The following is a 22,908-nucleotide window of genomic DNA, read 5'->3' on the forward strand; positions in this document are numbered from 1 at the left end:
ATTGACGGTCGGTGCAACCGAGGTGGTTGAGATCTATGTGAGTCTTTGCCGGGCATCGCGCAATGGGTGAAAACGCCCCGCGCGGGCTCAGTGCGCGAGTGAAGCCGGGCTCGACCAGGGCGAAGCGGCCCGCCACGCCCCGAACTGGTCGGCCGCCATCGGATGGCTCACAAAATGGCCCTGCGCGATATCACATCCCAGTTCCGTCACGCGCCGCAACGCATCCTGGCTTTCCACGCCCTCTGCCACAACTTCGAAGCCCAGCTTGTGCGCCATCTGTGCGGCCGAGCTGACGATGGTCGCGCAATCCTCGCTCTGTACCAGCGGGATGACAAACGACTGGTCAATCTTGATGGCATCGACGGGCAGGCGATGCAGATAACCCAGGCTCGAATAGCCGGCACCGAAGTCGTCGATGGCAAGTTGAAAACCCAGCCACTTCAGGGAGTGAAGGATCTCGACCGCGGCCGAGGCGTCCACCATCAGCGCGCTCTCCGTCAGCTCCAGCTGAATCCAGCCTGGCTGGGCTCCCCAGGTCTCGACCAGGCCCTTGAGCTTGTCGAGCAGCGTCGGGTCGCGCAGATCGTGCGCCGAGAGATTCACCGACAGCGGCAGTTCGATTCCTGCCATGTGCCACGCGTAGCGCTGGCGGAACGTCGCTTCGAGGACCCAGTGAGTGACGGGGGTGATCATTCCCGCCTGTTCCGCGAGCGTGATGAACTCGAACGTCGGGACCTGGCCGAGCAGTGGATGCTTCCACCGAACCAGTGCCTCGGCGCCACAGATCGCTGCCGAAGCCAGGTGCAGCTTGGGCTGAAGCTGGAGCGCGAGTTGGTGCCTCTCGATCGCGTGGCGCAGCTCCCCCATCAACGCCAGCCTGCGCGAGGCTTCCTGATCGAGCGCCGGTGCAAAGACCGCGTAGTCCCGACCGGCCTGCATCGCATCGCGCATCGCCACGCGAGCGCGTCGTAGTAACACCTCCGCGTCCGCCCCATGGCCGGGAAACAGGGCCAGACCGGTGTGAGTGTGTACATCGAACGCCAACCCCTCGACGTCGATCGAGGTGTGCAACAACTTCGAAAGCTGCTGTGCCGTCGCGGAGGAGCGAGCCGAATCGGCATTCGGCAACAGCAGCGCGAATTCGCCTTCGCCCACCCGGGCGACTGTTTCAGCAAGCTTGGCCTCGATCAGTCGGCGCGCGAATGTCTGGATGAGCCGATCGCCTTGAGCGTAGCCCAGGGTGTCATTGACTTCCTGTAGATGGTCGAGGCTCACGATCATGAGCGCGAGCGGCTGGTTCTGCGCAACCGCGGTAGCAAGAACGGACTCGAACCGCTCGCATAAGCTCGCCCGATTGGGTAGACCGGTCAGCGCATCGCAGTAGGCCATGCGGTGAATGGTGGCTTCAGCCTCCTGGCGGCGAAGCCGCGAGCGAAGGTTGCTGATGCCGTAAGCGAGATCGTCGGCCAACTCCGCGAGCAGTTTCACCTCCGCCTCATCGAAGGCGTCCGGCTCCGAGGCCGCAATCCCCAGGGTGCCGATCACCTCGCCGTCGACGTGCAGCGGAAAGGCGCTGGCGGATGCGTAGCGAAAGCGAAGCGCCTCCGCGTGCCACGGAGCGTGATCGGGGTCGGTCAGCAGGTGGCGCACGATACACGGTTTGCCCGTGCGGATTGAAGTACCGGTCACGCTGTGACCGAACTCGTTGTCGGCCCAGCTCGCATACAGGTTTCGAAGCGTCTCCTCCTCCTGCTCATAGTGGTCGTCGAAACCGAACGCCGCCAGGGAGACGGATTTTCGCTCATCGTGCTGGACGTAGCCGACGTAGCTCATGCGGTAGCCGCCTTGCTCGACGATGACGCGGCACATCGCATTCACCAGTTCGGCCTCATCGCTGGCCCGCAACAGCGTCCTGTTGCCTGCGCTGAGCGTCTTCAGGGCGCGGTTGACGCGAAGCAGTTCCTTCTCGTTGTCGGCTATCGTCGCCGAAGCGTTGGGTCGTGTGATTTGAGCATTGGCTGGCGTACTCATCATTCAGTATAGACAGCCTATCCCTCTTCTTCAGATTTGCGGCAGGAGGCCACGAGCTTGTTTCCGTCGAGGTCGCGTATGTATGCGGCGTAGGCATGCGGCGCGAAAGGTCGGGGGCCAGGGGCGCCTTCGCAGGTACCCCCGAGTTCAAGCGCGCGTCGATGGAACTCGCGCACGGCAGCGCGGTTCGGGGCTGCGAGGCCGATGGTCATGCCGTTACCCGTAGTGGCAGGCTCCCCGTTACGGGGGTAGAGGATCATGAACTGCGGTGCCTCGATACCCCAGCCGCAGGCCTTGCCTTCGAGCTCAAGCAGGCACTTGAACTGCAGCGGTTCGAGAACCTGGTCGTAGAAGGTCTTCGCGCGCGGGATGTCGCGCGTCCCGAGCGTGACGTGGGTAAAGATGCTCACGGTGTCTTCCTCTCCGTTTTTCTGCCTTATGGGGATCAGCGTTTGCTGACCTTGATGTCGGTCTCTTCCAGATCCCAGGTCGTTGGCGTCTTGCCCTCTTCACGCAGCTGGTACTTCAGCACCCGGCCCTGCGGGTTCTTCGGCATCGAGCTGCGGAATTCGATATAGCGGGGGAGGGCGTAATAGGGAACGGAGTCGATTGCCCACTTGAACAATTCTTCGGGCATGAGGGCGCTGCCGGGCTTGAGAATCGCGGTGACCTTGACGTCATCCTCGCCCTTGTCGGAAGGCACGGCGTGGACCGCAACTTCTTCGATGGCCGGATGCGCTGCGAAGGCGGCTTCCATCTCGAAGCTAGAGATGTTTTCGCCGCGCCGGCGCAGGTAGTCCTTCTTGCGGTCCACGAAATAGAAGAAACCTTCTTCGTCGAATTTTCCGATATCGCCGGTGTGGAACCACATGTTGCGCAGCAGCTTCATGGTGTCGGCGGGGCGTCCCCAGTAGCCCATGAACATGATGTCGGGGCGCAGGGGGCGAACGACGATCTCGCCTGGCGTGTTGGCCGGAAGCTCGCGATCGAGGTCGTCGACGATGCGCACGTCGAAATCGGGGATGCGCTTCCCGGAGGAGCCGGGCGCTGCGTACTCGCCGCCGGGTAGCGAGGTAATGACGCTCGCTTCGGTGAGGCCGTAGCCATTGCCGCCCACCTGCTTGGCGCCGAAGCGTTCGCGCCAGATCCTCTTCGATTCCTCGGTGAAGGGATTGCCGCGCACGGTGTGGATCTGTCCGATGCAACGTTTCATCGACTCGTTGTCCGGCGCCTGGGCGAGCAGTCCGCCCATGCTGCCGAGGATCGACGCGATGGTGGCGCCGCTGCGCTCGACTTCGGGCCAGAAATTGGATACCGAGAAGCGCTGCACGATCGCGACCCGGGCGCCGACCATGATGTTCGAGAGGATGCCGACACACAGCGCGTTCATGTGGAAAAGCGGCAGCGGGGTGATGGTGACGTCATTCTCGGTTGCCGGTCCCGCGCGCAGCTGGAGGCGGGCGAGATTGCACATGTAGTTGTAGCTCAGCATGCAGCCCTTGGACGGCCCGGTGGTGCCCGACGTATAGACGATGCAGGCGAGGTCCCAGGGATTCGGCTTCGTCTCGATCGCGTCGTCGCGCCGGCCGCGGTGCTCGTCCAGCGGCGCGATGCGGGCGCGGCACTCCGGGATCTTGGTGAGGTGGGCGCGGTGAAGGATCAGCTGCATTTCCGGCAATCCGTCCGCCACCTGCGCGATGCGTTCGACGTAATCCGCCTCGCAGATCACGATTGCAGCCTGCGAGTCCGCGATCTGATGGCGGAGGAACTCGCCCCGCAGCGCAGTGTTGACGGGAACACTCACGGCACACAGTTTGTTGATGGCGAGCCAGGCCACGACTGCATCGATGTTGTTGTCGAGCATGCTCAGGACGGTCTGCCCGGCCTGGACGCCCAATGCTGCGAGCGAGTGGGCGAGGCGCGTCGAAAGCTGGTCGACCTGGCCGTAAGTGTAAAGCTCGCCGCCGAAGTCGAGCAGCACCCGCTCGGGGTGCTTTGCAACTGCACGGTCGAGTGCCGCGATGACCGTATCCTGTGGGCCGACCGACCAGGTTTCCTGATTGCCCATGCCTGCCATGTGATGTCTCCTGTCCCGATTCGCCGTGTTGGGGTGATGTGCAGCTTTCGTTGTGATGGCAAAACATAAACACAAATTGAAAAACTGTCAAATATAAGGAAGCGTAATGATCATTTTGATGGGGGGGCGGATGTTCGTGCGGTTGGGGCACGCTACAATCACCGATCGGTGAATTCTCGGGGAGCGGAGATGGCGGAAGCAGTCGAGGCGGCAAAGGCAAAGGTGAAGAAGCCTCGCGCGACCGCCCCTGCGAAGGAGGGCGCGGAGCCGGCGCCGGTCAAGGCCGTGAAGGCGGTTCGCCGGAACAGGCGGTCCGAAAGCACGATCCTGGGCATTTTCGACGCTACCGAAGCGGTGGTTCTCGAGTCCGGAGCAGACCGGGTAAACATCCTCGACGTTTGTCAGACCGCAGGCATCTCGCGTGGGACGTTCTACCGGTATTTTTCGTCGCAGGACGATCTCTTGGACGCGTTTTCACGTCACCGGCGCGATCGTTTCCATGCTGCCCTGATCGAGGCGACTGCCCCGTATGCCGATCCGGACGAGCGTTTCGACGCCGTATTGCGATTCGTCGATGATTACCTTGAGCGCGGCAATGCACGACGGCTGCTCGTCGTTGCTCCGGAGTACGCGATGCGCTGGCTGCAGCGCATCTTCCCCGACTCGGTGATCCGGTTCCAGGACGTGCTTGGGCCGGTCTTCGATGCGTGGGAGTCGCGTGCGGGAATCAAGATCGACCGCGAGCTCACCTGCGAGCTGCTGGTCCGATACATCCTCAGCGAGATTCTCGTCCCCGCCGGCCCTGAGCGCCGAAGCCTGCCGCGCCGCCTCGAGCGGATGTTCGCCATGCTGATGCAGGGCCGCGTTTCCCGCCGCTGAGCACGCCGCGTCCGCTCGCCGCTGCGGGCGAGCGGGCGAGCGGGTGTGCGGCATCCGTCCGTCTTCCACTGCGCTTTGACTCCGCGTCAAACCGCCCCGCCGTGTCCGGCCGGGGCGCTGTGCTTCAATCGGTTGGTTCGTCGAATCGGACGCATTTCACCAACAAGCGCATCCGGCACACCCCGGAGGGAGACAGAATGAGTGGCGCAAACAGTTATGACGTGGCGATCGTCGGTGGCGGGCACAATGGCTTGGCAGCCGCCTGTTATCTGGCCGAGGCAGGTAAACGTGTCATCGTCATCGAGGCCCGCGAGAAGATCGGCGGCATGGCCTCCAGCGGTTACCTGATACCGGAGGCGCCCCGGCATCTGATCAACCCCTGCGCGCTTGATCTCATGTCGCTCAGGGTTCATCCCATGATGCCGCAGGAGCTGCAACTCGAGCGCCATGGGTTTCGTCAGGTCGAAATGTCCCCGGGATACGTGTACGTCCATCCGGATGGCAATTCGCTGGTGTTCTGGCGCGAGCCGGAAAAGACTGCGGCGGAGATCCGGCGCTTCTCGTCCCGAGACGCGGAGGAGTTCCTGGCGCTGATGAAGCTCGTGGATGCCTTCATCGACATGGCCATCCCGATGATGCGTGTCGACCCCGCGCAGCGCAACCTGGGCGCGAAATGGCAGGCCCTGAAGGCGGTCTTCAGGAACCGCCATCTGAAACCGGAAATTATGGCCCTCATCGGCAGTCCGGCGTACACGTCGATCATGGAGCGCTTCGAGCATCCGGTCGTACAGTCGGCGCTGTCCTGCCTGCTTGGCGCGGCCGGACCCATCGCGAACGACGCGACGGGGATCTACTTCGCGCTGTTGGGCTTCATCCATCGCTTCGGGCTGGGTCGCGCCGTGGGCGGGACTCAGGCTTTGTCGGATGCACTGGCAGCCCGGTTGCGCGAGCTGGGTGGGGAGATTCTGGTGTCTGCGCCGGTGGCGGAGATCATTGCCGGCGATGGTCGGGCGAAGGGGGTGCGGCTCAAGGACGGACGTGTGCTGTCGGCGAAAGCCGTGGTGGCGTCGATCCACCCGAAGATGGCGCTGGAAATGGTTACGCCCGGGGCGCTCGATCGGCGCACGCTTACTCGCGTAGCGCTTGCGCCGGCCAACGGCCACGGGGCTTCGCCACTGAAGGTCGATGTCGCGCTCAGTGGCCAGGTGAACTACCGCCGCGTCGAAGCCCTGCGGGCCGACGGGCTGAGTCTGCGCAAGAGCGTGCTCCTGATCGGCACCTCCGACGCCGTGCTCGACAACTTCCGCTGCGCCGCGCGCGGCGAGGTGTCGAAGCTGCCCTACATGTGGATCACGGTGCCGACTGCTGTCGACCCTGGGCAGGCGCCCGAGGGGCAGGACGTGGCTTACCTCTATCCCGTCGCGACGCCGGTCGAGCCGCGCGAAGGATGGGATGCCATCAGGGACCGGGTAGGGCAGACGGTCATCGACCAGGCCGCCGAATACATGCAGGGTCTCAAGGAATTCGAGATCGGTCGTCGGGTCGAGGCCGCGCCGGACCTGGAGAAACGGCTTAATGTGCATCGCGGCTGCGTGGTGCATGTGGATACGAGCACCACGCGTTCCGCGATGATGAGGCCGGCGGCGGGATTGGGTGGGGACAGTCTGCCGGTTGCAGGACTCTTCCTCGGAGGCGCGGGCATCCACCCGGGTGGTGGGGTCAACGGCTTGCCGGGACGCATCGCCGCCTGTCGGGTGAACCGTTTCCTCGCACGCTGAGGTGGCGCGCGTCGCGCAAGGGGGCCGGCTCTCTCAGGCCGCGTCGGGCGGTGTCTTCGCCGGGGCGTCCGGCCGCGTGAGCGGATGCTGGGCGCTGCGCTCGCGCTCCACGGCAGCCAGCACGAAGTCGACCGCGAAGCGTCGCCATGTGTCCGCGTCGTCGGCGTTCGCCACGTCCAGGCCGCACAGGGTGACGACGGTGTAGCGGCTGACGAAGGCGCTGGTGGTCACCTGCGCGGCTGCGGCGAGGAACAGGTCCGGGTCGACGTTCGCACGAAAATCGCCACTTTCGGCCCCGCGCGCGAGGACGCTGCGCATCTTGCGCTTGAGCTCGGGAGCGAGGTCGACAAAGCTGTTGCGCGGCGTGGCGTGGCTCTCGTGGTAGCGGATCCCTTCCTGTGCGAGCGCGCTCAGCATGGGGTCGCAATAGGGCCGGATCATGTGGTTGAGGAGTGCCCGCAGCGCGTCACGCGGCGCCAGGTGATCCAGTTCTACCGCGACGAGTTCGCCCATGGTCGTCGCGGACGAGTCTTCCAGCACGCAGGCGAAGAGTTCCTCCTTGCTTCGGAAGTAGTGATAAACGAGCTGTTTTGTGACGCCGGCGGCCTGGGCGATATCGTCGATGCGGGCGTCCGCCAGTCCCTTGGCGGCGAATTCTCGTCGCGCCGCAGCGCTGATGCGGCGCAAGGTCTCCCTCTTATCGGGTGCTGCGCGTTCGGTCGACTTGCTCGGGTTTCGGGAAGAGCTGGGCATGTTGGGAGATTTCGTTTCCGCTCGTTGTCCGCGAAGCTTAGCGCAGTTGACTCGAGGTCAAACGACAGTCGCTGTCGAATCGGCCACTGCTTCGATTTGATGGTTAGGATGTGGACACTTTTGCAAAAAATGCGCATGTGTCTGGCGGTTGTTTCTCGATAACCGCAGCAACGGGCGCCACACAGGAGACAACCGTGAGCACCGATATCCTCAACCTCGACCTCGAAACCGCATACACGGCCGTATCGGAAACCTACAAGGGCAAAGGCGACATTCACGCCGCGTGCCGGGAGATGCGCGGCAAGTCCCCGATCTACGTCGGGGACTTCATCAAGCAGTTCGGCGTGCCGACGAACGCCGGCCTCAAGCAGGGCACTCGGCCCACGTTCGCTCTGTTCGGCTACAAGGACGTGATGAACGTGCTGCGTGATGCCGACACCTACACCAACGGATTCATTGCCGAGGGACTGGGGGCATTCTTCGATGGCCTGATCATTCTCGCGATGGACGGCGAGCAGCACCGGCGCGTGCGGGCCTTGCTGCAACCGGCCTTCATGCCGGATACGGTCAACAAGTGGCGGGGCCAGATCGATCACGTGATCCGCAAGGACTTCCTCGAGCCGATGGTGCCGCAGAAGAAGGCGGATCTGATGGACTTCGGCCTGTACTTCCCGATCCGTGAAATGTACGCGCTGATGGGTTTCCCGACCGACGACACCGAGAGGTACAAGAAATACGCGGCATGGACCCTGGCGATGGTCGGAGGCAACCAGGTCGACCCCGAGAAGATCGATGAGGCGCGCCGTAATGCCGGGATTGCGGTCAAACTGCTCTATGACGCCATCCAGGAGGTGGTGGTCAAGCGCCGCGCCGAGGGCTCCCACGGCGACGACATCATCGGGCGCCTGCTGCGCGCCGAATACGAGGGCGAGAGGCTCGACGACCACCAGGTCATCACCTTTGTGCGCTCGCTGTTGCCGGCGGCTGGCGAGACGACCACGCGCACGTTCAGTTCCGTCATGACCTTGTTGCTGACGACGCCGGGGCTGGTCGATCGCGTCAGGGCCGACCGCTCGCTGGTGCCCAAGCTGATCGACGAAACCGTCCGCTATGAACCGGTGGCGACCTTCAAGGTGCGCGAGACGGCCAAGGAGGTGGAACTGCACGGCGTAAAGATCCCCAAGGGGTCGTTCGTGCAGTGCATGGTGGTGTCGGCGAACCGGGACGAGGAGGTGTTCGAGAATCCGGACCAGTTCGACATCGACCGCAAGCTCAAGCCTTCCTTCGGTTTCGGGTTCGGCCCGCATATGTGCATCGGGCAGTTCGTTGCGAAGGTGGAACTCAATTGCGCGATCAACGCGATCCTCGATCTTTTCCCGAACCTGCGGCTGGACCCGGACAAGCCCGCACCGGTCATCGAAGGTGCCCAGCTGCGCGGCGCGTCCCACGTGCATGTGATCTGGGACTGAACCCGGGCACCGTTCCCGCCCGTCGCGTGCACGGGCGGCTTCCCGACCTCTTCCGGAATTCAACGATGAGAATCTTCAAGACCGTTCCCCAACGGGGCGATTTCGCCTATCAATGCCTGGTCGGACCGCAGAAAGTCAGCGGCGCCAAGCTCGCGGACCTGCGTGATCATTTCGGGCTCAAGCTCACCAAGCACATGCCCTTCGGCAGCGTGCGCGACGAAGAAGGGCACATCTATTCCTTCGTCCGTGCCGTAAATGCGCCTGGCAGCTCCCCCAACCCGACGAAGTTCATCTATCAGTCCACCCGGATTGACGAGCGCCACATCCGCGTCGACAAGGAAAGGATCCTGCCTCGCGCGATGACGATGTTCCCTAAACGCTGGCTGGAAGGCGATACCGCCTGCTGGTCCAGCCTGGACGGCGAATCCGGCGAGCCGTGGCTGATTACCGCGTCGGGTGAGCGCTTCAGCTGGAAGGAGGAGGGTCTTCTCGACATCGGCGGGCCGCTTATCGGCAACGGCATGCAGTGGTACCTGCCCGGCGAGGATTGGGGCACCTTCTACGTGTCGCAACTCTACGACGTGTCCGGCATCTGCGAGGGGCGTCCGGTGAAGGGCGTCATCGCGCTCGACCAGGCGTGGATGGCCGACGGCGGTGCCATTCACTTCCAAAAGGACCTCGTCGTAAACCACAAGATGCACGTCATCTGGTGGTCGTTCGCGACGATCTACAAGGACGGGACCTGGGATGCGGGCTCGTTCATGGTCGGCCATGAGAATCTGGGCTACGCGATCTTCCAGAACCACAAGGGCGAGATCTATTGCACGACGGATATCGAGGGCGAGGTGCGACACAAGGAGGGAAGTTATTTCGCCGAAACTGCCCGCATCGTGGTAGATGGCCGGGAGGAGTGGGAGTTCCTGCCTGATCCGAAAGGCGAAATGATGGACTTCGTCGGCGGGTTCCCGATCACCGCGCAACAGGAGGGCCGCTGGAGGCGTGTGGGTGATACGCGCGAGCCGGATCGCTGGATGGCCTGGGGCGAATCGGACCGCCGCAACGGCAGCGCGCGCAATGTGCGCGGCAGCGAACTCTGACCGTTCGATGAACACGAGACACGAAAAAGGAACCACCATGAGCATCGACGCAAAGGTCATCGAGCATTTCCTGCACACACAGCTTGCGCGATGGAACGCCTCCGACAAGGAAGGTTTTCTGGCTGCTTACCGCGAAGTCGCACCAGGCGGTCTCACCATCGAATACGTCGGTCGACCGTCCGCTGACGGGTGGCCGGTGCTTGAAGCGATGTGGACCGCGCAGAACGCCAAGATCGGCATCGAGGAGGTCGCGATGATCATCAATGGCTGCGAGGCGGCCTGTCACAACCGCAACAGGGTGAAGGGGACCGATGTGACGATCGAAACCATCGAGCTCTATTGCTTCGACGAGGGCGGCAAGCTCCACGTGCGCTACTTCATTCGTCAGCCCTGAACGGGCAGTAACGGCACGGTCGGGAAAAACCGCGATCGCGAGCGTCCTCTCTACATCCTGAGGCAGGTGCGGCGTGTTCTGACACCCGGTCAGATCACGCCGTTCTTGTTTCGGACGGGATTCAGTCGTATATTTGAACAGAAATGCAAAAACTGAACAGATACCGACGAGAGGCTGTGCATCGGTGAGGCCGCTCGACCCCGCGATCGAGCGCTTCATGCAGGGTCGGGTGGCTCGTCGAAGTTCTGCAGCCTTGCCTGAGCGTTCTGACCACGTCTCGCCGGGCAACCCGTTCATCCCGACCGAGGATCCCACCATGGCGAGAATCCAGCCCATTCCCCTCGATGCGTTGCCTGCACCGCTTGCCGACGCAGTGGCACGGGGGGGCGCCAACCGCATGTTGAGTTCCACCGTCCCGGTGCAGGTCTGGGCACATCGCCCCGAGCTTGCCCAAGCCTGGCTCGCGACCCTGGAAACGATGCACGTGAACGGGGTGCTCGACGGCCGCCTCCGCGAGTTGGTGCGGCTCAGGATCGCCTCGATCACGACCTGCAAGGCGTGTCAGCTCGCCCGCAAGGACGACGCGGTGAGCGAGGAGGATATCGCCTGCCTGAGCACGGACGATGCTCGTTTTTCGCCGCACGAGAAGGCGGCGCTGCGATACGCCGAGCTCTTTGCGGCCGACTACATGGCCATCGACGACGCGGTATTCGCCGAGCTCGGCCGCCATTTTTCCACCGCCCAGATCGTCGAGCTGAACATGTTCTGCGCGCTGATGCTCGCGGGTGGGCGCATGACGTATGTGCAGCAGGCGTACGCGGAGTAGGGCGATGCACGAAGGCATCCTCGCCGGTATCCGCGTCATCGAGATCGCGTGCGGCATCCCCGGTCCGGCGGCCGGGTTGCAGCTCTCGGAGGCGGGTGCGGAAGTCATCCGCATCGAAGCGCCGGGCGGCGATGCGGAGCAGGGCACGGCCTTGTTCTCCGTTCTCAACAGGGGAAAGCGTCGGGTCGAACTCGACCTGGATCGCGATGATGAGCGCAGGCGTCTGCATACCTTGCTGGCCGACGCCGACGTGTTGATCCACGACTTCATACCCAGCCGTGCGGTAGCGTTGGGGCTGGCGGACGACGTGCTTGCTGCAGCATGCCCGCAGCTTGTTGTCTCGGCAATCACCGGCTGGCCATCGCGGCATCCACTCGCCGAGGCCTTGCCGCGGGAATCGCTCGTGCTCGCGCGCTTGGGTCTGCTCGACGAGCAGCCTGGTCATCGGCCGGGCCCGATCTTCGTCCGCATGCCATTCGCGAGTTGGCTCGCCGCCTGGTTCTGCGTCATCGGGGTGATGGCGCGTCTGATCGCACGTCGACGCGACGGGCGCGGCGGGGCGGCTCACACCAGCCTCGCCCAGGCCGCGCTCGCACCGATGAGCATGCACTGGTCACGCGCCGAGACGCCGACACCGGTGTTCGCGAAAGGGCTCGACAAGACGACGCCTATTCCGCTGCACCGATGCTTCGACGGGCGCTGGATCCATGTGCACTACTCACCGGACAAGGCGCCTTGGATGGCAGAGACGCTCGTAGCGATGGGGCCCGAGGCGGTCGCGGCCGAGAACGCGAAATATCCGCCCAGCCACGTTGCGCCAAACTTCGGCGCGAATAGGGTAATCATTGCCACGCGCCCCGCGCACGAATGGGTCGAACACTTCTGGCAGCACGACGTGGCCGCACAGGTGGCGGCCCCTTTCGGTGAGATATACCGCGACGAACAGGCGCGTGCCAACGGATTTGTCGTGATGGTGGATGATCCCATCCTCGGTCGCGTGTTCGAACCCGGGCCGGCGTACACCACCGACCCTCCCCCGCGCCTGCGCGGCGGGTTGCGGCCGCTTGAATCGGACCCCGCTTGGAGCGTCCCGCGCGCGCAAGCATTCGACGGCGCGCCGAAGGGGCAGCCGGGGAGCGCACCCCTCGCGGGGCTCAGGGTGCTCGACCTTGGCGCCTACCTCGCGGGGCCCTTCGCGACGCAGCTCCTCGCCGACCTCGGCGCCGAAGTCATCAAGGTGGAACCCCCCGGTGGCGATGCAATGCGCCGTCTGGAACGGATCTTCGCCGGCACGCAGCGTGGCAAGCTCGGTGCGACGCTCAAGCTCGGGGATCCGGCCGCACAACCGGCACTCGCGGCGCTGGTGCGCTGGGCCGACGTGGTTCATCACAACGTCCGCCTGCCGGCCGCGCACAAGCTGGGTATCGACTACGAAACCCTGAAGGCGATCAATCCGGCGCTCGTGTATTGCCACATCAGCGCCTACGGTCCGCTGGGACCGCGCAAGGACTGGCCCGGGTTCGACCAGCTGATGCAGGCGGCCTGCGGCTGGGAAGTGGAATGCGGCGGCGAGGGGAAGCCTCCGATGTGGCTGCGCTTCGGCGTCGGGGACTACTTTGCCGCGCTGTCGTCAGTGTTCGCACTCCTGCTCGCGCATTTTCAGCGCCAGATAACGGGCGACGGACAGGCGGTGGCGGCATCGCTCCTCGGCGCGACGCTACTGACCGTGGGCGAGGCCGTGATGCGCGCCGACGGCAGTCTGTCCCCGATCGATCACCTCGACGCGGCGCAGACCGGCGTGTCGCCGGATCACCGTCTGTATCGCTGCGCGGACGGCTGGCTGGCCGTCGCCGCGCTGCTGCCCGAGGAAGCGCGGGCGCTCGCCGCCTTGGCCGGGAGCGATCGCGAGGCCTGGTTTGCGGCGCTTAGCCGCGAGACGGCCTGCGAGTGTCTGACCTCCGCCGGCGTGCCCTGCGAGCCCGCGCTCGAAAACCCTGGCCTGAGCTTTCTCGACGACGACGGCTGCCGACGGGCGGGGCTGCACGTCGCCTATCCGCACGCGGTGTATGGGCACCTCGAACAGGTCGGCGCGTACTGGAACTTTTGCGACCTGCCCCTCGCCCTTGACCGGGCACCACCGGCGCTGGGCGAGCACAGCCACAGGGTGTGGCGATCGGTCGGGCTCGACGAAGGGCAGATTCAAAGCATGGTCGCCGCGGCCGTGACCAATCCCTGAGGCATGGACGAAGGAGAGACGAACACGTGAACGAACTGGACTTCAGCGGCAAGACGGTACTCGTGGTGGGAGGATCGAGCGGGATCGGCAACGGCATGGCGCAGGCCTTTCGTCGGCGCGGGGCGAACGTCCATGTCTGGGGCACGCGACCGACCGTCGCCGATTACGCCGATTCGTCCGACTCGAACCTCGAGGGACTCGCGTATGTGCAAGTGGATGTGGCCGACGCCGATGCGGTGGCGAGCGCGCCGGTGCCGTTCGAGCGGCTCGACGTGCTGATCTGCGCGCAAGGCACGGTGCGCTACAACCGCGAGGAGTTCAAGGTGCCGGCCTTTCGGGAGGTCGTGAACGTGAACCTCGTGAGCCTCATGGCCTGCGGCGACAAGTTCCACGACATGCTCGCCGAGAGCCGCGGATCGATGATCATCGTGAGTTCGGCCGCGGCCTTCCATTCCACGGTCGGCACCCCGGCCTACAACGCTTCCAAGACGGGGGCCTACGGCCTTACCCGCACGCTGGGCGAAGCGTGGGCACGCGACGGCATCCGCGTAAACGGCATCGCCCCCGGACTCGTCGCGACCAAGCTTACCCGCATCACGACGGATCACCCCAAGCGCCTGGAGGCATCGCTCAAGAATATTCCCCTCGGCCGCCTCGGCACGCCGGAAGAGATGGCCGGTGCGGCGCTCTTCCTCGCTTCGCCGCTGGCGTCCTACATGCTCGGCCAGACCCTGCTGGTCGATGGCGGCCTGCTGCTCGCCTGATGGAGATCGAAGATGGCATGGGATTTTGAGACCGACCCGGAATTCCAGCAGGAACTCGACTGGATCGACCGCTTTGTGCGCGAGGAGGTCGAGCCGCTCGAGCATGTCCTCGGCAGCCCCTGGAATATCCACGATCCGCGCTTCGAGGCGCTGGTCCGCCCGCTGCAGCGCGAGGTGAAGGCCAGGAATCTGTGGGCTTGCCACCTCGGACCGGAACTTGGCGGGGCGGGCTATGGCCAGGTCAAGCTGGCGTTGATGAACGAGATCCTCGGTCGCGCGCTGTTCGCGCCCATCGTGTTCGGCGCGCACGCGCCCGATTCGGGAAACTGCGAGATCCTCGCGCACTACGGCACGCCCGAACAGAAGGCGCGCTACCTTGAGCCGCTTCTCGACAACCGCATCGTGTCCTGTTTTGCGATGACCGAGCCGCAGGGGGGCGCCGATCCGAAAGTGTTCACGACGCGAGCCGAACAGGATGGCAACGATTGGCTGATTTCGGGGCAGAAGTGGTTCGCGTCGAACGCTCGCTATGCCGCGTTCTACATCGTCATGGCGATCACCGACCCGACCGTGTCGCCCTACAAAGGCATGAGCATGTTCATCGTGCCTGCCGACACGCCGGGAATCGAGATCGTCCGTAACGTCGGCGTCCCTGACGATCCCGAGGCGACTCATGGCTACCTGAATTTCGACCGGGTGCGGGTGTCGGCGGAGAACATGCTCGGCGCGCCCGGCGAGGCCTTCGTCGTCGCGCAGGTGCGCCTTGGCGGGGGGCGCGTGCACCACGCGATGCGCGTCATCGGCCAGTCGCAGAAGGCACTCGACGCGCTGTGCGAGCGGGCCTTGTCGCGCAGCACCCAGGGCGCGCTGCTCGCGGACAAGCAGATGGTGCAGGAGAGGATCGCCGATGCGTGGATCCAGCTCGAGCAGTTCCGCCTGCTGGTCATGCGCACTGCCTGGCGCATCGACAAGTACCAGGACTACATGAAGGTGCGCAAGGACATCGCCGCGGTGAAGGCGACGATGCCCAAGGTGCTGCACGACATCGCGTCGAGTGCATTGCAGGTGCATGGATCGATAGGGGTGTCGTCCGAGATGCCCTTCGTCGGCCTGATCGTGCGCGCCTACCAGATGGGGCTCGCAGACGGTCCGACCGAGGTGCACAAGATCACCGTCGCCAAACAGTTGCTGCGCGAGTACACCGGTTGCGAGGACTTGTTCCCCGACTATCACCGGCCGACGGCCGAGGCCGCTGCACGGGCGAAGTTCAGCGCGGTGCTGGGATGAGCGCTCACGGGTGGGCGGCGGAGGTCGATCTCGGACGACTCGCCGAATGGATGGATGCGCAGGGGCTGGGTAGTGGGGCGATCGACTCGGTCACGCCGCTCACCGGGGGCACGCAGAACATCCTGCTGCGCTTTTTTCGGGACGGCGCCGAGTACGTCCTGCGTTGCCCGCCGCCGGGCGCAAAGCCCGAGATCCAAGCGACCTTTCTCCGTGAGGCGCGGTTGCTCGGAGCACTTGCCGGCACGGCGGTACCACACCCGCGCCTGACTGCTGCCTGCACGGATGCGTCGGTGCTCGGTGCGCCGTTCTACCTGATGGCTCCGGTGGATGGGTTCACAGCGACGCCGACGCCGCTCCGGGGGGCCTATGTCACCGACCCGGCGTGGCGCCATGCGATGGGGCTGTCGATGGTCGATGCCTTGCTGCGCCTGGGCGAGGTCGCGCCCGGCGCGGTCGGACTGGCGGACTTCGGGCGGCCGGAAGGGTTTCTTGAGCGGCAAGTACCGCGCTGGCTCACGCATCTCGAGCGCTGCGCGGAGCAGCCCGGTTGGCCGGGGCCGCAGGCGCTGCCTGGCGTGCGCGAGGTGGCCGACTGGCTCGAAGCGCACGTGCCAGCGGCCAACGTTCCGGGGTTGATGCACGGCGATTATCACTTTGGTAACGTGATGTTCCGGCATGACCGGCCCGCGCTTGCAGCGATCATCGACTGGGAGCTAGCGACGCTGGGGGATCCGCTGCTCGATCTCGGCTGGCTCGTCGCGACCTGGCCCGACCGCGACGGGCGGGGCGCCGGCACCATCCGCATCGCGCCCGCCGACGGTCTTCCCTCGACCGCCGAACTCGTCGAACACTATCGCCAGGGCAGCGGGCGCGATCTGTCGGCGATCAATTGGTACGTCGCGATGGCACGCTTCAAGCTCGGCATCATGCTCGAGGCCAGCCATGCGCGATCCTGCGCAGGCAAGGCTCCGGCGGAAACCGGCGCGCAGCATCATGCGTCCGCGGTGCGCCTGCTCGAAGCGGCGATCGCGGGGATCGAGGTGCGGGCGTGAATGGGCACGGGGTTTCCCCGGCATCCATGCGCAGCGCCCTGGTGGCGCTGGTCGCATGCCAGGTCGGACTGCATGCCTGCGTGCAGGGGGCTCGCCTGGCGGCGCCGCTGAGCGTCCTGCGGCTGGGGCATTCCGAGTGGGCCGTGGGGCTCGTGATGACGATGTTCGCGCTCTTTCCCGCGATCTTCGCGATCCCGGCCGGACGGCTTGCTGATCGGCACGGCTACCATCTGCCGGTGCGCATTGCGGCCGGCCTGTCGCTCGCGGGTGCGCTGCTCGCAGCTTCGGTGCCCCATCTCATTGCCCTGTGTGCGGCCGCTGCGTTGTGCGGCGCGGGCTCGGGCTTCGGCATGATCGCGATTCAGCGCACGGCCAGCCGATTCGCGCGGGACGAGGCGGACCGGCTTCGCGTGTTCAGCTGGATCGCGCTTGCTCCGGCCGTGGCGGGACTCTTCGGGCCGATGATGGCCGGCGTGCTGATCGATCATCTCGGTTTTTCGGCGGCGTTCGCCGCGCTCGCGCTGCTTCCGTTCGCGACCCTGGTGATCGCCCAGGCGGTCCCGCATGAAAGCCGGGCGCCGGTCTCCGAATTGGACCGCAAGCAGCCGTCCGCGTGGGGCCTGCTCCGCCTGCCGTCGTTCCGGCGCCTGCTCCTCGTCAATTGGCTGGTGTCGGCCAGTTGGGATGTGCATGGCTTCGCGTTGCCGATTCTCGGGGTCGAACGCGGCTTCAGCGCATCGGCGCTGGGGGCGGTGCTGGCGGCCTATGCGGTGGCGTCGATGTCGGTGCGCGTCGTGATCCCGTTTGTGGCCGAACGCCTGCCGCGACGCCACTTGCTTGCGGGGGCGCTTTTCATCACGTGTCTGGTGTTCGTGCTGTATCCACTGCTCCAGAGTGCATGGGCCATGGCGTTGTGCGCCGCGACCCTCGGCCTTGCGCTGGGCGCGATCCAACCGACGATTCTCGCGACGCTGCATCAGGTCACGCCCCGCGAGCGGCACGGCGAGGCGCTGGCTTTCCGCTCGATGACGGTGCACACCTCGATGACCGCGATGCCCCTCCTTTTTGGCGCCATCGGGGCGAGTGCCGGCGCGGCCGTGCTGTTCTGGGTGATGGCCGCGGCGCTCGGTCTCGGGGGCCTGCAGGCCCGGCGGATCGACACAGACGACGGGGCTCCCGCGCGCCGCGAGGAACATCCACAACAGGAGGAGAGGACATGCAGCTGAGCGGAAAACGCCTTATCGTGACCGGCACCGCAGGGGGCATCGGTGCGAGTGCACTGCGCGGACTGGTGGCGGCCGGTGCGCGGCTGGCGGCGCTGGACGTGAATGACGAGGCCGGCCGCGCGGAAGTGGCGCGCGCCAATGCGGGAGCCTCGGGCGAGGCGAGGTATTTCCACTGCGACATTCGCGAGCGTGCCGAAGTCGATAGGATCGTCGCGCAGGCCGTCGCCTGGCTGGGCGGCCTCGACGGACTGGTGAACATCGCCGGCGTCGAGCGCGCGGCGCCGGCCGAAGCGATCGTCGAGGCTGACTGGGACCTCATATTCGACGTCAATGCGCGCGGCACCCTGAACACCAACCAGGCCGTCTTTCCGCATCTGCGGGAGAAGGGCGGTCGCATCCTCAACTTCGGCTCCGCGGCGGGGGTCATGGGGCTGCCCGGGTGTGCCCACTATTCGGCCGCCAAGGCGGCGGTCCTCGGCTGGACCCGAACGGTGGCGAAGGAGTGGGGGCGACACGGCATCAGCGTGAATGCCGCTGCGCCGGGCATGTGGACGCCCATGTACGACGCCCACCGCGCACGAATGGACGCGGATGCCCTGCGGGCGCACGACGCGATGATGGCCGGGTTGATCCCGCTCGGCGGCAAGCTCGGCGACCCCGATCGCGACATGACGCCTTTCGTGGTGTTCATGATGAGCGACGGGGCTCGCTTCATCACCGGCCAGACGCTGGCCGTCGACGGTGGACTCATGATTCCGTGATGCAGGAGCGAGACCCGTTGCACTAACGCGCGCCACGTCCGGATTTCCGCCCCAGGCAGGGCGGGAGTCCTCCGGCCTGTCCGGCCCCTCCTTGAACACTTGGCAGTACGCATTAAATGGAGCACTATGCACAAAAGTGTTCAGAAACGGCACCGTCTTATCCGGCGTGAAGGAACCGTGTCGAGGCCATTGCACGTGGCCGGCACAGCGTGTTCGTTCACGACCGGTCGGTGCGCCAACGGAGGAAGACGAAATGAGCAGTGTCAAGGACGTTACGCTGGAGAGCGCGTTCGCCGGAGTGGCCGACAACTACCGCGGTGAGGATGTCGATCTGCATGCGATCTACCGCGAGATGCGGAAGAACTCGCCGATCATTGCCGAGAACTTCATGGGCAAGCTCGGGGTGCCGAACATCGCAGGGCTGGATCCGAACCGCCCGACCTACACGGTGTTCAAATACAAGGACGTGATGACCGTCCTGCGCGATGCCGCAAACTACACCAGCGGCTTCATCGCCGAAGGGCTGGGAGCCTTCTTCGACGGCCTGATCCTTACCGGCATGGACGGCGAGGCGCACAAGAAGGCACGCGGCCTGCTGCAGCCCATCTTCATGCCCGACGTGGTCAACACGTGGCGCGACAGCAAGATGGATCCGATCGTGCGCAACGAGTACCTGTTGCCGCTGGTGCCGAAGAAGAAGGCAGATCTGATGGACTTCGGCCTCCACTTCCCGATTCGACTGATCTACGCGCTGATCGGCTTTCCCGACGACGAACCCGAGAAGGTCGAACAGTACGCGGCGTGGGCGCTGGCGATCCTTGCCGGCCCGCAGGTGGACGCCGAAAAGGCCGCGATTGCGCGCAAGGCTGCAATGGAAGCCGCTCAGGCGCTCTACGACGCGGTGAAGGAAGCCGTCGTCGCCGTGCGCCAACGCGGCGCCGAAGGAAACGACCTCATCAGCCGCCTGATCCGTGCCGAATACGAAGGGCGCAAGCTCGATGACCACGAGATCACGACCTTCGTGCGTTCGCTGCTCCCGGCCGCCGGTGAGACCACGACGCGAACCTTCGGCTCGCTGATGGTGTTGCTGCTCGAGCGTCCGGACGTGCTCGACAGGGTCCGCAAGGATCGCAGTCTGGTCGGCAAGGCCATTGACGAGGCGATCCGGTTCGAGCCCGTGGCGACCTTCAAGGTGCGTCAGGCGGCACAGGACCTCGAACTCGGCGGCGTCCGGATCCCGAAGGGTGCCATGGTCCAGTGCATCGTTTCCTCCGCCAACCGCGACGAGGAAGCGTTCGAGAACAGCGAAGAGTTCGACATCGATCGCAAGCTCAAGCCTTCATTCGGCTTCGGCTTCGGCCCTCACATGTGCATCGGACAGTTCATCGCCAAGACCGAGCTCCAGGTGGCGCTGAACGCCATTCTCGACCTGTTCCCCAACATCCGCCTCGACCCGGATCAGCCGAAGCCGCGGATTACGGGCGCACAGCTTCGTGGCCCTCACTCCGTCCCGGTCATCTGGGATTGAGGTGGCGCGCGGACCGGCTGAGCCAGTGGCCGAACTGGAAATTTCGTTAAACATGAACACAAAACAAAAAAGTGTTTAACAAAACGAAATTCTTGCTCTAAGATAGAGGCTCATAACCGGTTCGCGCCCACCGCGGACGCCACTCCAACAGGGGACACACACATGAAGCTCGAAGATCTCATCCTTGTCAGCGTCGATGACCATGCGATCGAACCGCGTGGCGCCTTCGACCGCCACATGCCCGCCAAGTACAAGGGCCGCCAACCGCGCGTTGAGAACCGCAACGGCCGCGACATCTGGGTGTTCGAGGAGCAGGCAACGGGCTACATGGGGCTGAACTCGGTGGTCGGGCGTCCGAAGGAGGAGTACGGCATGGAGCCGCTCTCCTACGAACAGATGCGCCGTGGTACCTGGGACATCCAGGCGCGGGTCGACGACATGAATGCGAACGGCGTGCTCGGCTCGCTGTGTTTCCCGACCTTCCCCGGTTTCGCCGGCCAGCGCTTCCAGGTCATGCCGGACAAGAACGTCAGCCTTGCAGCCATCCAGGCCTACAACGACTGGCACCTGCATGACTGGTGCAACGCCGCCCCGGGTCGCTTCATCCCCTTGATGATGGTGCCATGGTGGGACATGCAGGCGGCCGCGGCCGAGGTGAAGCGCATGGCCGATCAGGGTGTGCATGCCATCACGCTGTCCGACAACCCGACCGTGCATGGCTACCCGTCGATCCACAACCCGCACTGGGATCCCCTGTGGAAGGCGTGCGAAGAGAACAACGTCGTGATCTGCTGCCACATCGGCACCGGCGTGAAGGCGGCTCACGCCTCGGATGAATCGCCGATCGACGCCTGGATCACTTCGATGCCGATCTCGATCTCCAACTCGGCGGCGGACTGGATCTGGGCGCCGATGTGGAAGAAGTACCCCAAGCTGCGCATGGCCCTGTCGGAAGGCGGCATCGGCTGGATCCCGTATCTGCTCGAGCGCGCCGACTTCACGCACAACCACCACCACGCCTGGACGAACTCGAACTTCGGCGGCAAGAAGCCCAGCGACATCTTCAACGAGCACTTCATCACCTGCTTCATCGAGGATGCGTTCGGGCTCCGGAACCTCGATTCGATCAACGTCGACATGGTCACCTGGGAGTGCGACTACCCGCACTCGGACTGCACCTGGCCGAACTCCGCGGACGTTTTCTGGCAGCAGGCGAAGAACCTGCCCGACGAGATCATCAACAAGATCAGCCACCTCAACGCGATGCGCGAATTCTCTTACGACCCGTTCGCCATCCTGGGGCGCGAGAACTGCACCGTCGGCGCGCTGCGCGCGCAGGCCACCCATGTCAGCATCGAGCCGGCGCTGGGTCTCGGCGGTGCCGCTCCGCAACGTGATCCCAGCAAGCCGGTGACTTCGGGCGACATTAACAAGATGTTCGCCTCGGCGGACGCGCAGACCGCGCTCTGAGTCCGGTTGCAGTGCGGTTGGCGGGCACGCGGGGCGTGTCCGCCGGCCGACGGTCGTCCGTGCCGTTCGCGGGCGACGTGACCCGGGTCATCCACGCCGTTGCTCAAGCCGACGGCCCACTATCGAACGCGCCATGTCCATAGACCAGTTCAAGTACAGTCGCATTCCGCCGGAGGCCGAAGCACTTCGTGCGGAAGTGCGCGCCTTCCTCGCCGAAGCCCTGAAGGACTACCCGGCGGTCCGCCGGGCGGATTCCTGGATGGGGTTCGACGCCGAATTCAGCCGTCGCCTCGGAGCGAAGGGCTGGGTCGGCATGGCCCTGCCCAAGCGCCATGGTGGCGGCGAGGCGAGTCCCTTCGCGCGCTACGTCGTGATCGAGGAGCTGCTCGCCGCGGGCGCGCCGGTGTCCGCGCATTGGTTCGCCGATCGCCAGAGCGGCCCGCAGATCCTGCACTACGGCACCGATGCGCAGAAGGAACGCCACCTGCCGGCGATCTGCCGGGGCGAACAGTTTTTTTGCATCGGCATGAGCGAGCCCAATTCGGGCTCCGACCTCGCTTCGATCAAGACGCGCGCACGCCGTGAAGGGGACAAGTGGGTGGTGAATGGGCAGAAGGTGTGGACCACCAACGCCCACCGCTCGCACTACATGATCGCGCTGGTACGCACCGGCGAGAACAGCAAGCGCCAGGAAGGACTCTCGCAGTTCATCGTCGACCTCAGTCTGCCGGGCATCACCATCCGGCCGATCAAGGACCTGACGGGCGCCGAGCATTTCAACGAGGTCTTCTTCGACGAACTCGTACTCGATGCCGACGCCCTCATCGGTACCGAAGGGCAGGGCTGGGGGCAGGTCACCGCCGAACTCGCCTTCGAGCGTAGCGGTCCCGAACGCTTCCTCAGCTCGATCGCGCTGCTCCAGACGCTCATCGACGCGGTGGGCCGTAGTCCTGATGCCCTGCAGGCCAAGGAGATCGGCCGCTTCGCCGCGCGACTGGTGACGCTGCGCAACATGTCGTTGGCGGTGACGGCCCAACTTGCGGCGGGCAACAACCCGGCGTGGGAGGCCTCGGTCGTGAAGGATCTCGGTGCGGTTTTCGAGCAAGAGATTCCGGAAGTCGCGCAGCTGTTGTGCGAGCTTCCGCCAACCGTTCAGGGCGGCAGCGACCACGCCCAGGTGCTGGCCTATCTGACCCAGATGGCGCCATCGTTTTCACTGCGCGGCGGCACGCGGGAGATTCTCCGCGGCATCATCGCGCGCGGATTGGGGCTGCGTTGAT

At 65.0% G+C, this 22,908-nt stretch carries 19 protein-coding genes; 15 read left to right on the forward strand and 4 right to left on the reverse strand.

The window, feature by feature from the left end; genetic code table 11:
- Positions 1-87 precede the first annotated feature (87 nt).
- Genes F464_RS0114580 through F464_RS0114590 form a run of 3 tightly spaced genes read right to left on the reverse strand, consistent with a single transcriptional unit; the run spans position 88 to position 4,108 of the window.
- On the reverse strand, positions 88-2,034 hold the full coding sequence (locus F464_RS0114580) for a putative bifunctional diguanylate cyclase/phosphodiesterase (RefSeq protein ID WP_018990569.1): 1,947 nt from the start codon (positions 2,032-2,034) through the stop codon (positions 88-90).
- A 14-nt stretch (positions 2,035-2,048) separates the two neighbouring features.
- Positions 2,049-2,441: a VOC family protein gene (locus tag F464_RS0114585; protein ID WP_018990570.1), complete on the reverse strand. Its 393-nt coding sequence runs from the start codon at positions 2,439-2,441 to the stop codon at positions 2,049-2,051.
- A 35-nt stretch (positions 2,442-2,476) separates the two neighbouring features.
- Complete coding sequence (locus F464_RS0114590; protein ID WP_018990571.1) at positions 2,477-4,108, reverse strand: ATP-dependent acyl-CoA ligase; 1,632 nt, start codon at positions 4,106-4,108, stop codon at positions 2,477-2,479.
- A gap of 189 nt (positions 4,109-4,297) precedes the next feature.
- On the opposite strand from F464_RS0114590, the gene F464_RS0114595 reads away from it, so the two are divergent.
- Entirely contained in the window at positions 4,298-4,987 is a 690-nt protein-coding gene (locus tag F464_RS0114595; protein WP_018990572.1) for a TetR/AcrR family transcriptional regulator, read from the forward strand.
- 221 nt (positions 4,988-5,208) lie between these two features.
- A complete protein-coding gene (locus F464_RS0114600) occupies positions 5,209-6,765 on the forward strand; it encodes a phytoene desaturase family protein (RefSeq protein WP_198292274.1) in 1,557 nt (518 codons plus the stop codon).
- A 33-nt stretch (positions 6,766-6,798) separates the two neighbouring features.
- Here the strand turns inward: F464_RS0114600 and F464_RS0114605 are convergent, their stop codons facing one another.
- On the reverse strand, positions 6,799-7,452 hold the full coding sequence (locus tag F464_RS0114605; RefSeq protein ID WP_018990574.1) for a TetR/AcrR family transcriptional regulator: 654 nt from the start codon (positions 7,450-7,452) through the stop codon (positions 6,799-6,801).
- A 260-nt stretch (positions 7,453-7,712) separates the two neighbouring features.
- Between F464_RS0114605 and F464_RS0114610 the strand changes: the two genes are divergently transcribed.
- The 13 genes from F464_RS0114610 (at position 7,713) to F464_RS0114670 (ending at position 22,907) form a co-directional block, all read left to right on the forward strand.
- Positions 7,713-8,987: a cytochrome P450 gene (locus F464_RS0114610; protein WP_018990575.1), complete on the forward strand. Its 1,275-nt coding sequence runs from the start codon at positions 7,713-7,715 to the stop codon at positions 8,985-8,987.
- Positions 8,988-9,052: 65 nt separating this feature from the next.
- Positions 9,053-10,084 carry a hypothetical protein gene (locus tag F464_RS0114615; RefSeq protein ID WP_018990576.1) on the forward strand — a complete coding sequence of 344 codons (1,032 nt, stop codon included), beginning with the start codon at positions 9,053-9,055 and terminating at the stop codon, positions 10,082-10,084.
- Between the two features lie 37 nt (positions 10,085-10,121).
- Positions 10,122-10,478: a hypothetical protein gene (locus F464_RS0114620; protein ID WP_018990577.1), complete on the forward strand. Its 357-nt coding sequence runs from the start codon at positions 10,122-10,124 to the stop codon at positions 10,476-10,478.
- Positions 10,479-10,662: 184 nt separating this feature from the next.
- A complete protein-coding gene (locus F464_RS0114625) occupies positions 10,663-11,304 on the forward strand; it encodes a carboxymuconolactone decarboxylase family protein (protein WP_198292275.1) in 642 nt (213 codons plus the stop codon).
- Positions 11,305-11,308: 4 nt separating this feature from the next.
- A complete protein-coding gene (locus F464_RS0114630; protein WP_018990579.1) occupies positions 11,309-13,540 on the forward strand; it encodes a CoA transferase in 2,232 nt (743 codons plus the stop codon).
- A 26-nt stretch (positions 13,541-13,566) separates the two neighbouring features.
- Positions 13,567-14,304 carry an SDR family NAD(P)-dependent oxidoreductase gene (locus tag F464_RS0114635; protein WP_018990580.1) on the forward strand — a complete coding sequence of 246 codons (738 nt, stop codon included), beginning with the start codon at positions 13,567-13,569 and terminating at the stop codon, positions 14,302-14,304.
- Between the two features lie 12 nt (positions 14,305-14,316).
- Positions 14,317-15,591, forward strand: a complete 1,275-nt coding sequence (locus tag F464_RS0114640; RefSeq protein ID WP_018990581.1) for an acyl-CoA dehydrogenase family protein — start codon at positions 14,317-14,319, stop codon at positions 15,589-15,591.
- A complete protein-coding gene (locus F464_RS0114645) occupies positions 15,588-16,643 on the forward strand; it encodes a phosphotransferase family protein (protein WP_018990582.1) in 1,056 nt (351 codons plus the stop codon). The genes F464_RS0114640 and F464_RS0114645 overlap by 4 nt, the downstream gene beginning before the upstream one ends.
- A gap of 26 nt (positions 16,644-16,669) precedes the next feature.
- Positions 16,670-17,869, forward strand: coding sequence for an MFS transporter (locus F464_RS28650; RefSeq protein ID WP_018990583.1), 1,200 nt, complete (start codon positions 16,670-16,672; stop codon positions 17,867-17,869).
- On the forward strand, positions 17,860-18,630 hold the full coding sequence (locus F464_RS0114655) for an SDR family NAD(P)-dependent oxidoreductase (RefSeq protein WP_018990584.1): 771 nt from the start codon (positions 17,860-17,862) through the stop codon (positions 18,628-18,630). Before F464_RS28650 ends, F464_RS0114655 begins: the two co-directional genes overlap by 10 nt.
- 253 nt (positions 18,631-18,883) lie before the next feature.
- Entirely contained in the window at positions 18,884-20,158 is a 1,275-nt protein-coding gene (locus tag F464_RS0114660; RefSeq protein WP_018990585.1) for a cytochrome P450, read from the forward strand.
- Positions 20,159-20,320: 162 nt separating this feature from the next.
- A complete protein-coding gene (locus tag F464_RS0114665) occupies positions 20,321-21,628 on the forward strand; it encodes an amidohydrolase family protein (protein WP_018990586.1) in 1,308 nt (435 codons plus the stop codon).
- A gap of 133 nt (positions 21,629-21,761) precedes the next feature.
- Positions 21,762-22,907 carry an acyl-CoA dehydrogenase family protein gene (locus F464_RS0114670; protein WP_018990587.1) on the forward strand — a complete coding sequence of 382 codons (1,146 nt, stop codon included), beginning with the start codon at positions 21,762-21,764 and terminating at the stop codon, positions 22,905-22,907.
- Position 22,908: the final 1 nt, after the last annotated feature.

The organism is Aromatoleum toluclasticum ATCC 700605 (genome assembly GCF_000378245.1).
Taxonomy (GTDB): domain Bacteria; phylum Pseudomonadota; class Gammaproteobacteria; order Burkholderiales; family Rhodocyclaceae; genus Aromatoleum; species Aromatoleum toluclasticum.

Excerpts from the sequence above, each read along its gene's own strand:
- F464_RS0114615 (WP_018990576.1), top strand. The coding sequence starts at position 9,053 with ATGAGAATCTTCAAGACCGTTCCCCAACGGGGCGATTTCGCCTATCAA.
- F464_RS0114595 (WP_018990572.1), top strand. The coding sequence starts at position 4,298 with ATGGCGGAAGCAGTCGAGGCGGCAAAGGCAAAGGTGAAGAAGCCTCGC.
- F464_RS0114620 (WP_018990577.1), top strand. The coding sequence starts at position 10,122 with ATGAGCATCGACGCAAAGGTCATCGAGCATTTCCTGCACACACAGCTT.
- F464_RS0114590 (WP_018990571.1), bottom strand. The coding sequence starts at position 4,108 with ATGGCAGGCATGGGCAATCAGGAAACCTGGTCGGTCGGCCCACAGGAT.
- F464_RS0114640 (WP_018990581.1), top strand. The coding sequence starts at position 14,317 with ATGGCATGGGATTTTGAGACCGACCCGGAATTCCAGCAGGAACTCGAC.
- F464_RS0114630 (WP_018990579.1), top strand. The coding sequence starts at position 11,309 with ATGCACGAAGGCATCCTCGCCGGTATCCGCGTCATCGAGATCGCGTGC.
- F464_RS0114660 (WP_018990585.1), top strand. The coding sequence starts at position 18,884 with ATGAGCAGTGTCAAGGACGTTACGCTGGAGAGCGCGTTCGCCGGAGTG.
- F464_RS28650 (WP_018990583.1), top strand. The coding sequence starts at position 16,670 with ATGCGCAGCGCCCTGGTGGCGCTGGTCGCATGCCAGGTCGGACTGCAT.
- F464_RS0114580 (WP_018990569.1), bottom strand. The coding sequence starts at position 2,034 with ATGATGAGTACGCCAGCCAATGCTCAAATCACACGACCCAACGCTTCG.
- F464_RS0114655 (WP_018990584.1), top strand. The coding sequence starts at position 17,860 with ATGCAGCTGAGCGGAAAACGCCTTATCGTGACCGGCACCGCAGGGGGC.
- F464_RS0114645 (WP_018990582.1), top strand. The coding sequence starts at position 15,588 with ATGAGCGCTCACGGGTGGGCGGCGGAGGTCGATCTCGGACGACTCGCC.
- F464_RS0114670 (WP_018990587.1), top strand. The coding sequence starts at position 21,762 with ATGTCCATAGACCAGTTCAAGTACAGTCGCATTCCGCCGGAGGCCGAA.
- F464_RS0114665 (WP_018990586.1), top strand. The coding sequence starts at position 20,321 with ATGAAGCTCGAAGATCTCATCCTTGTCAGCGTCGATGACCATGCGATC.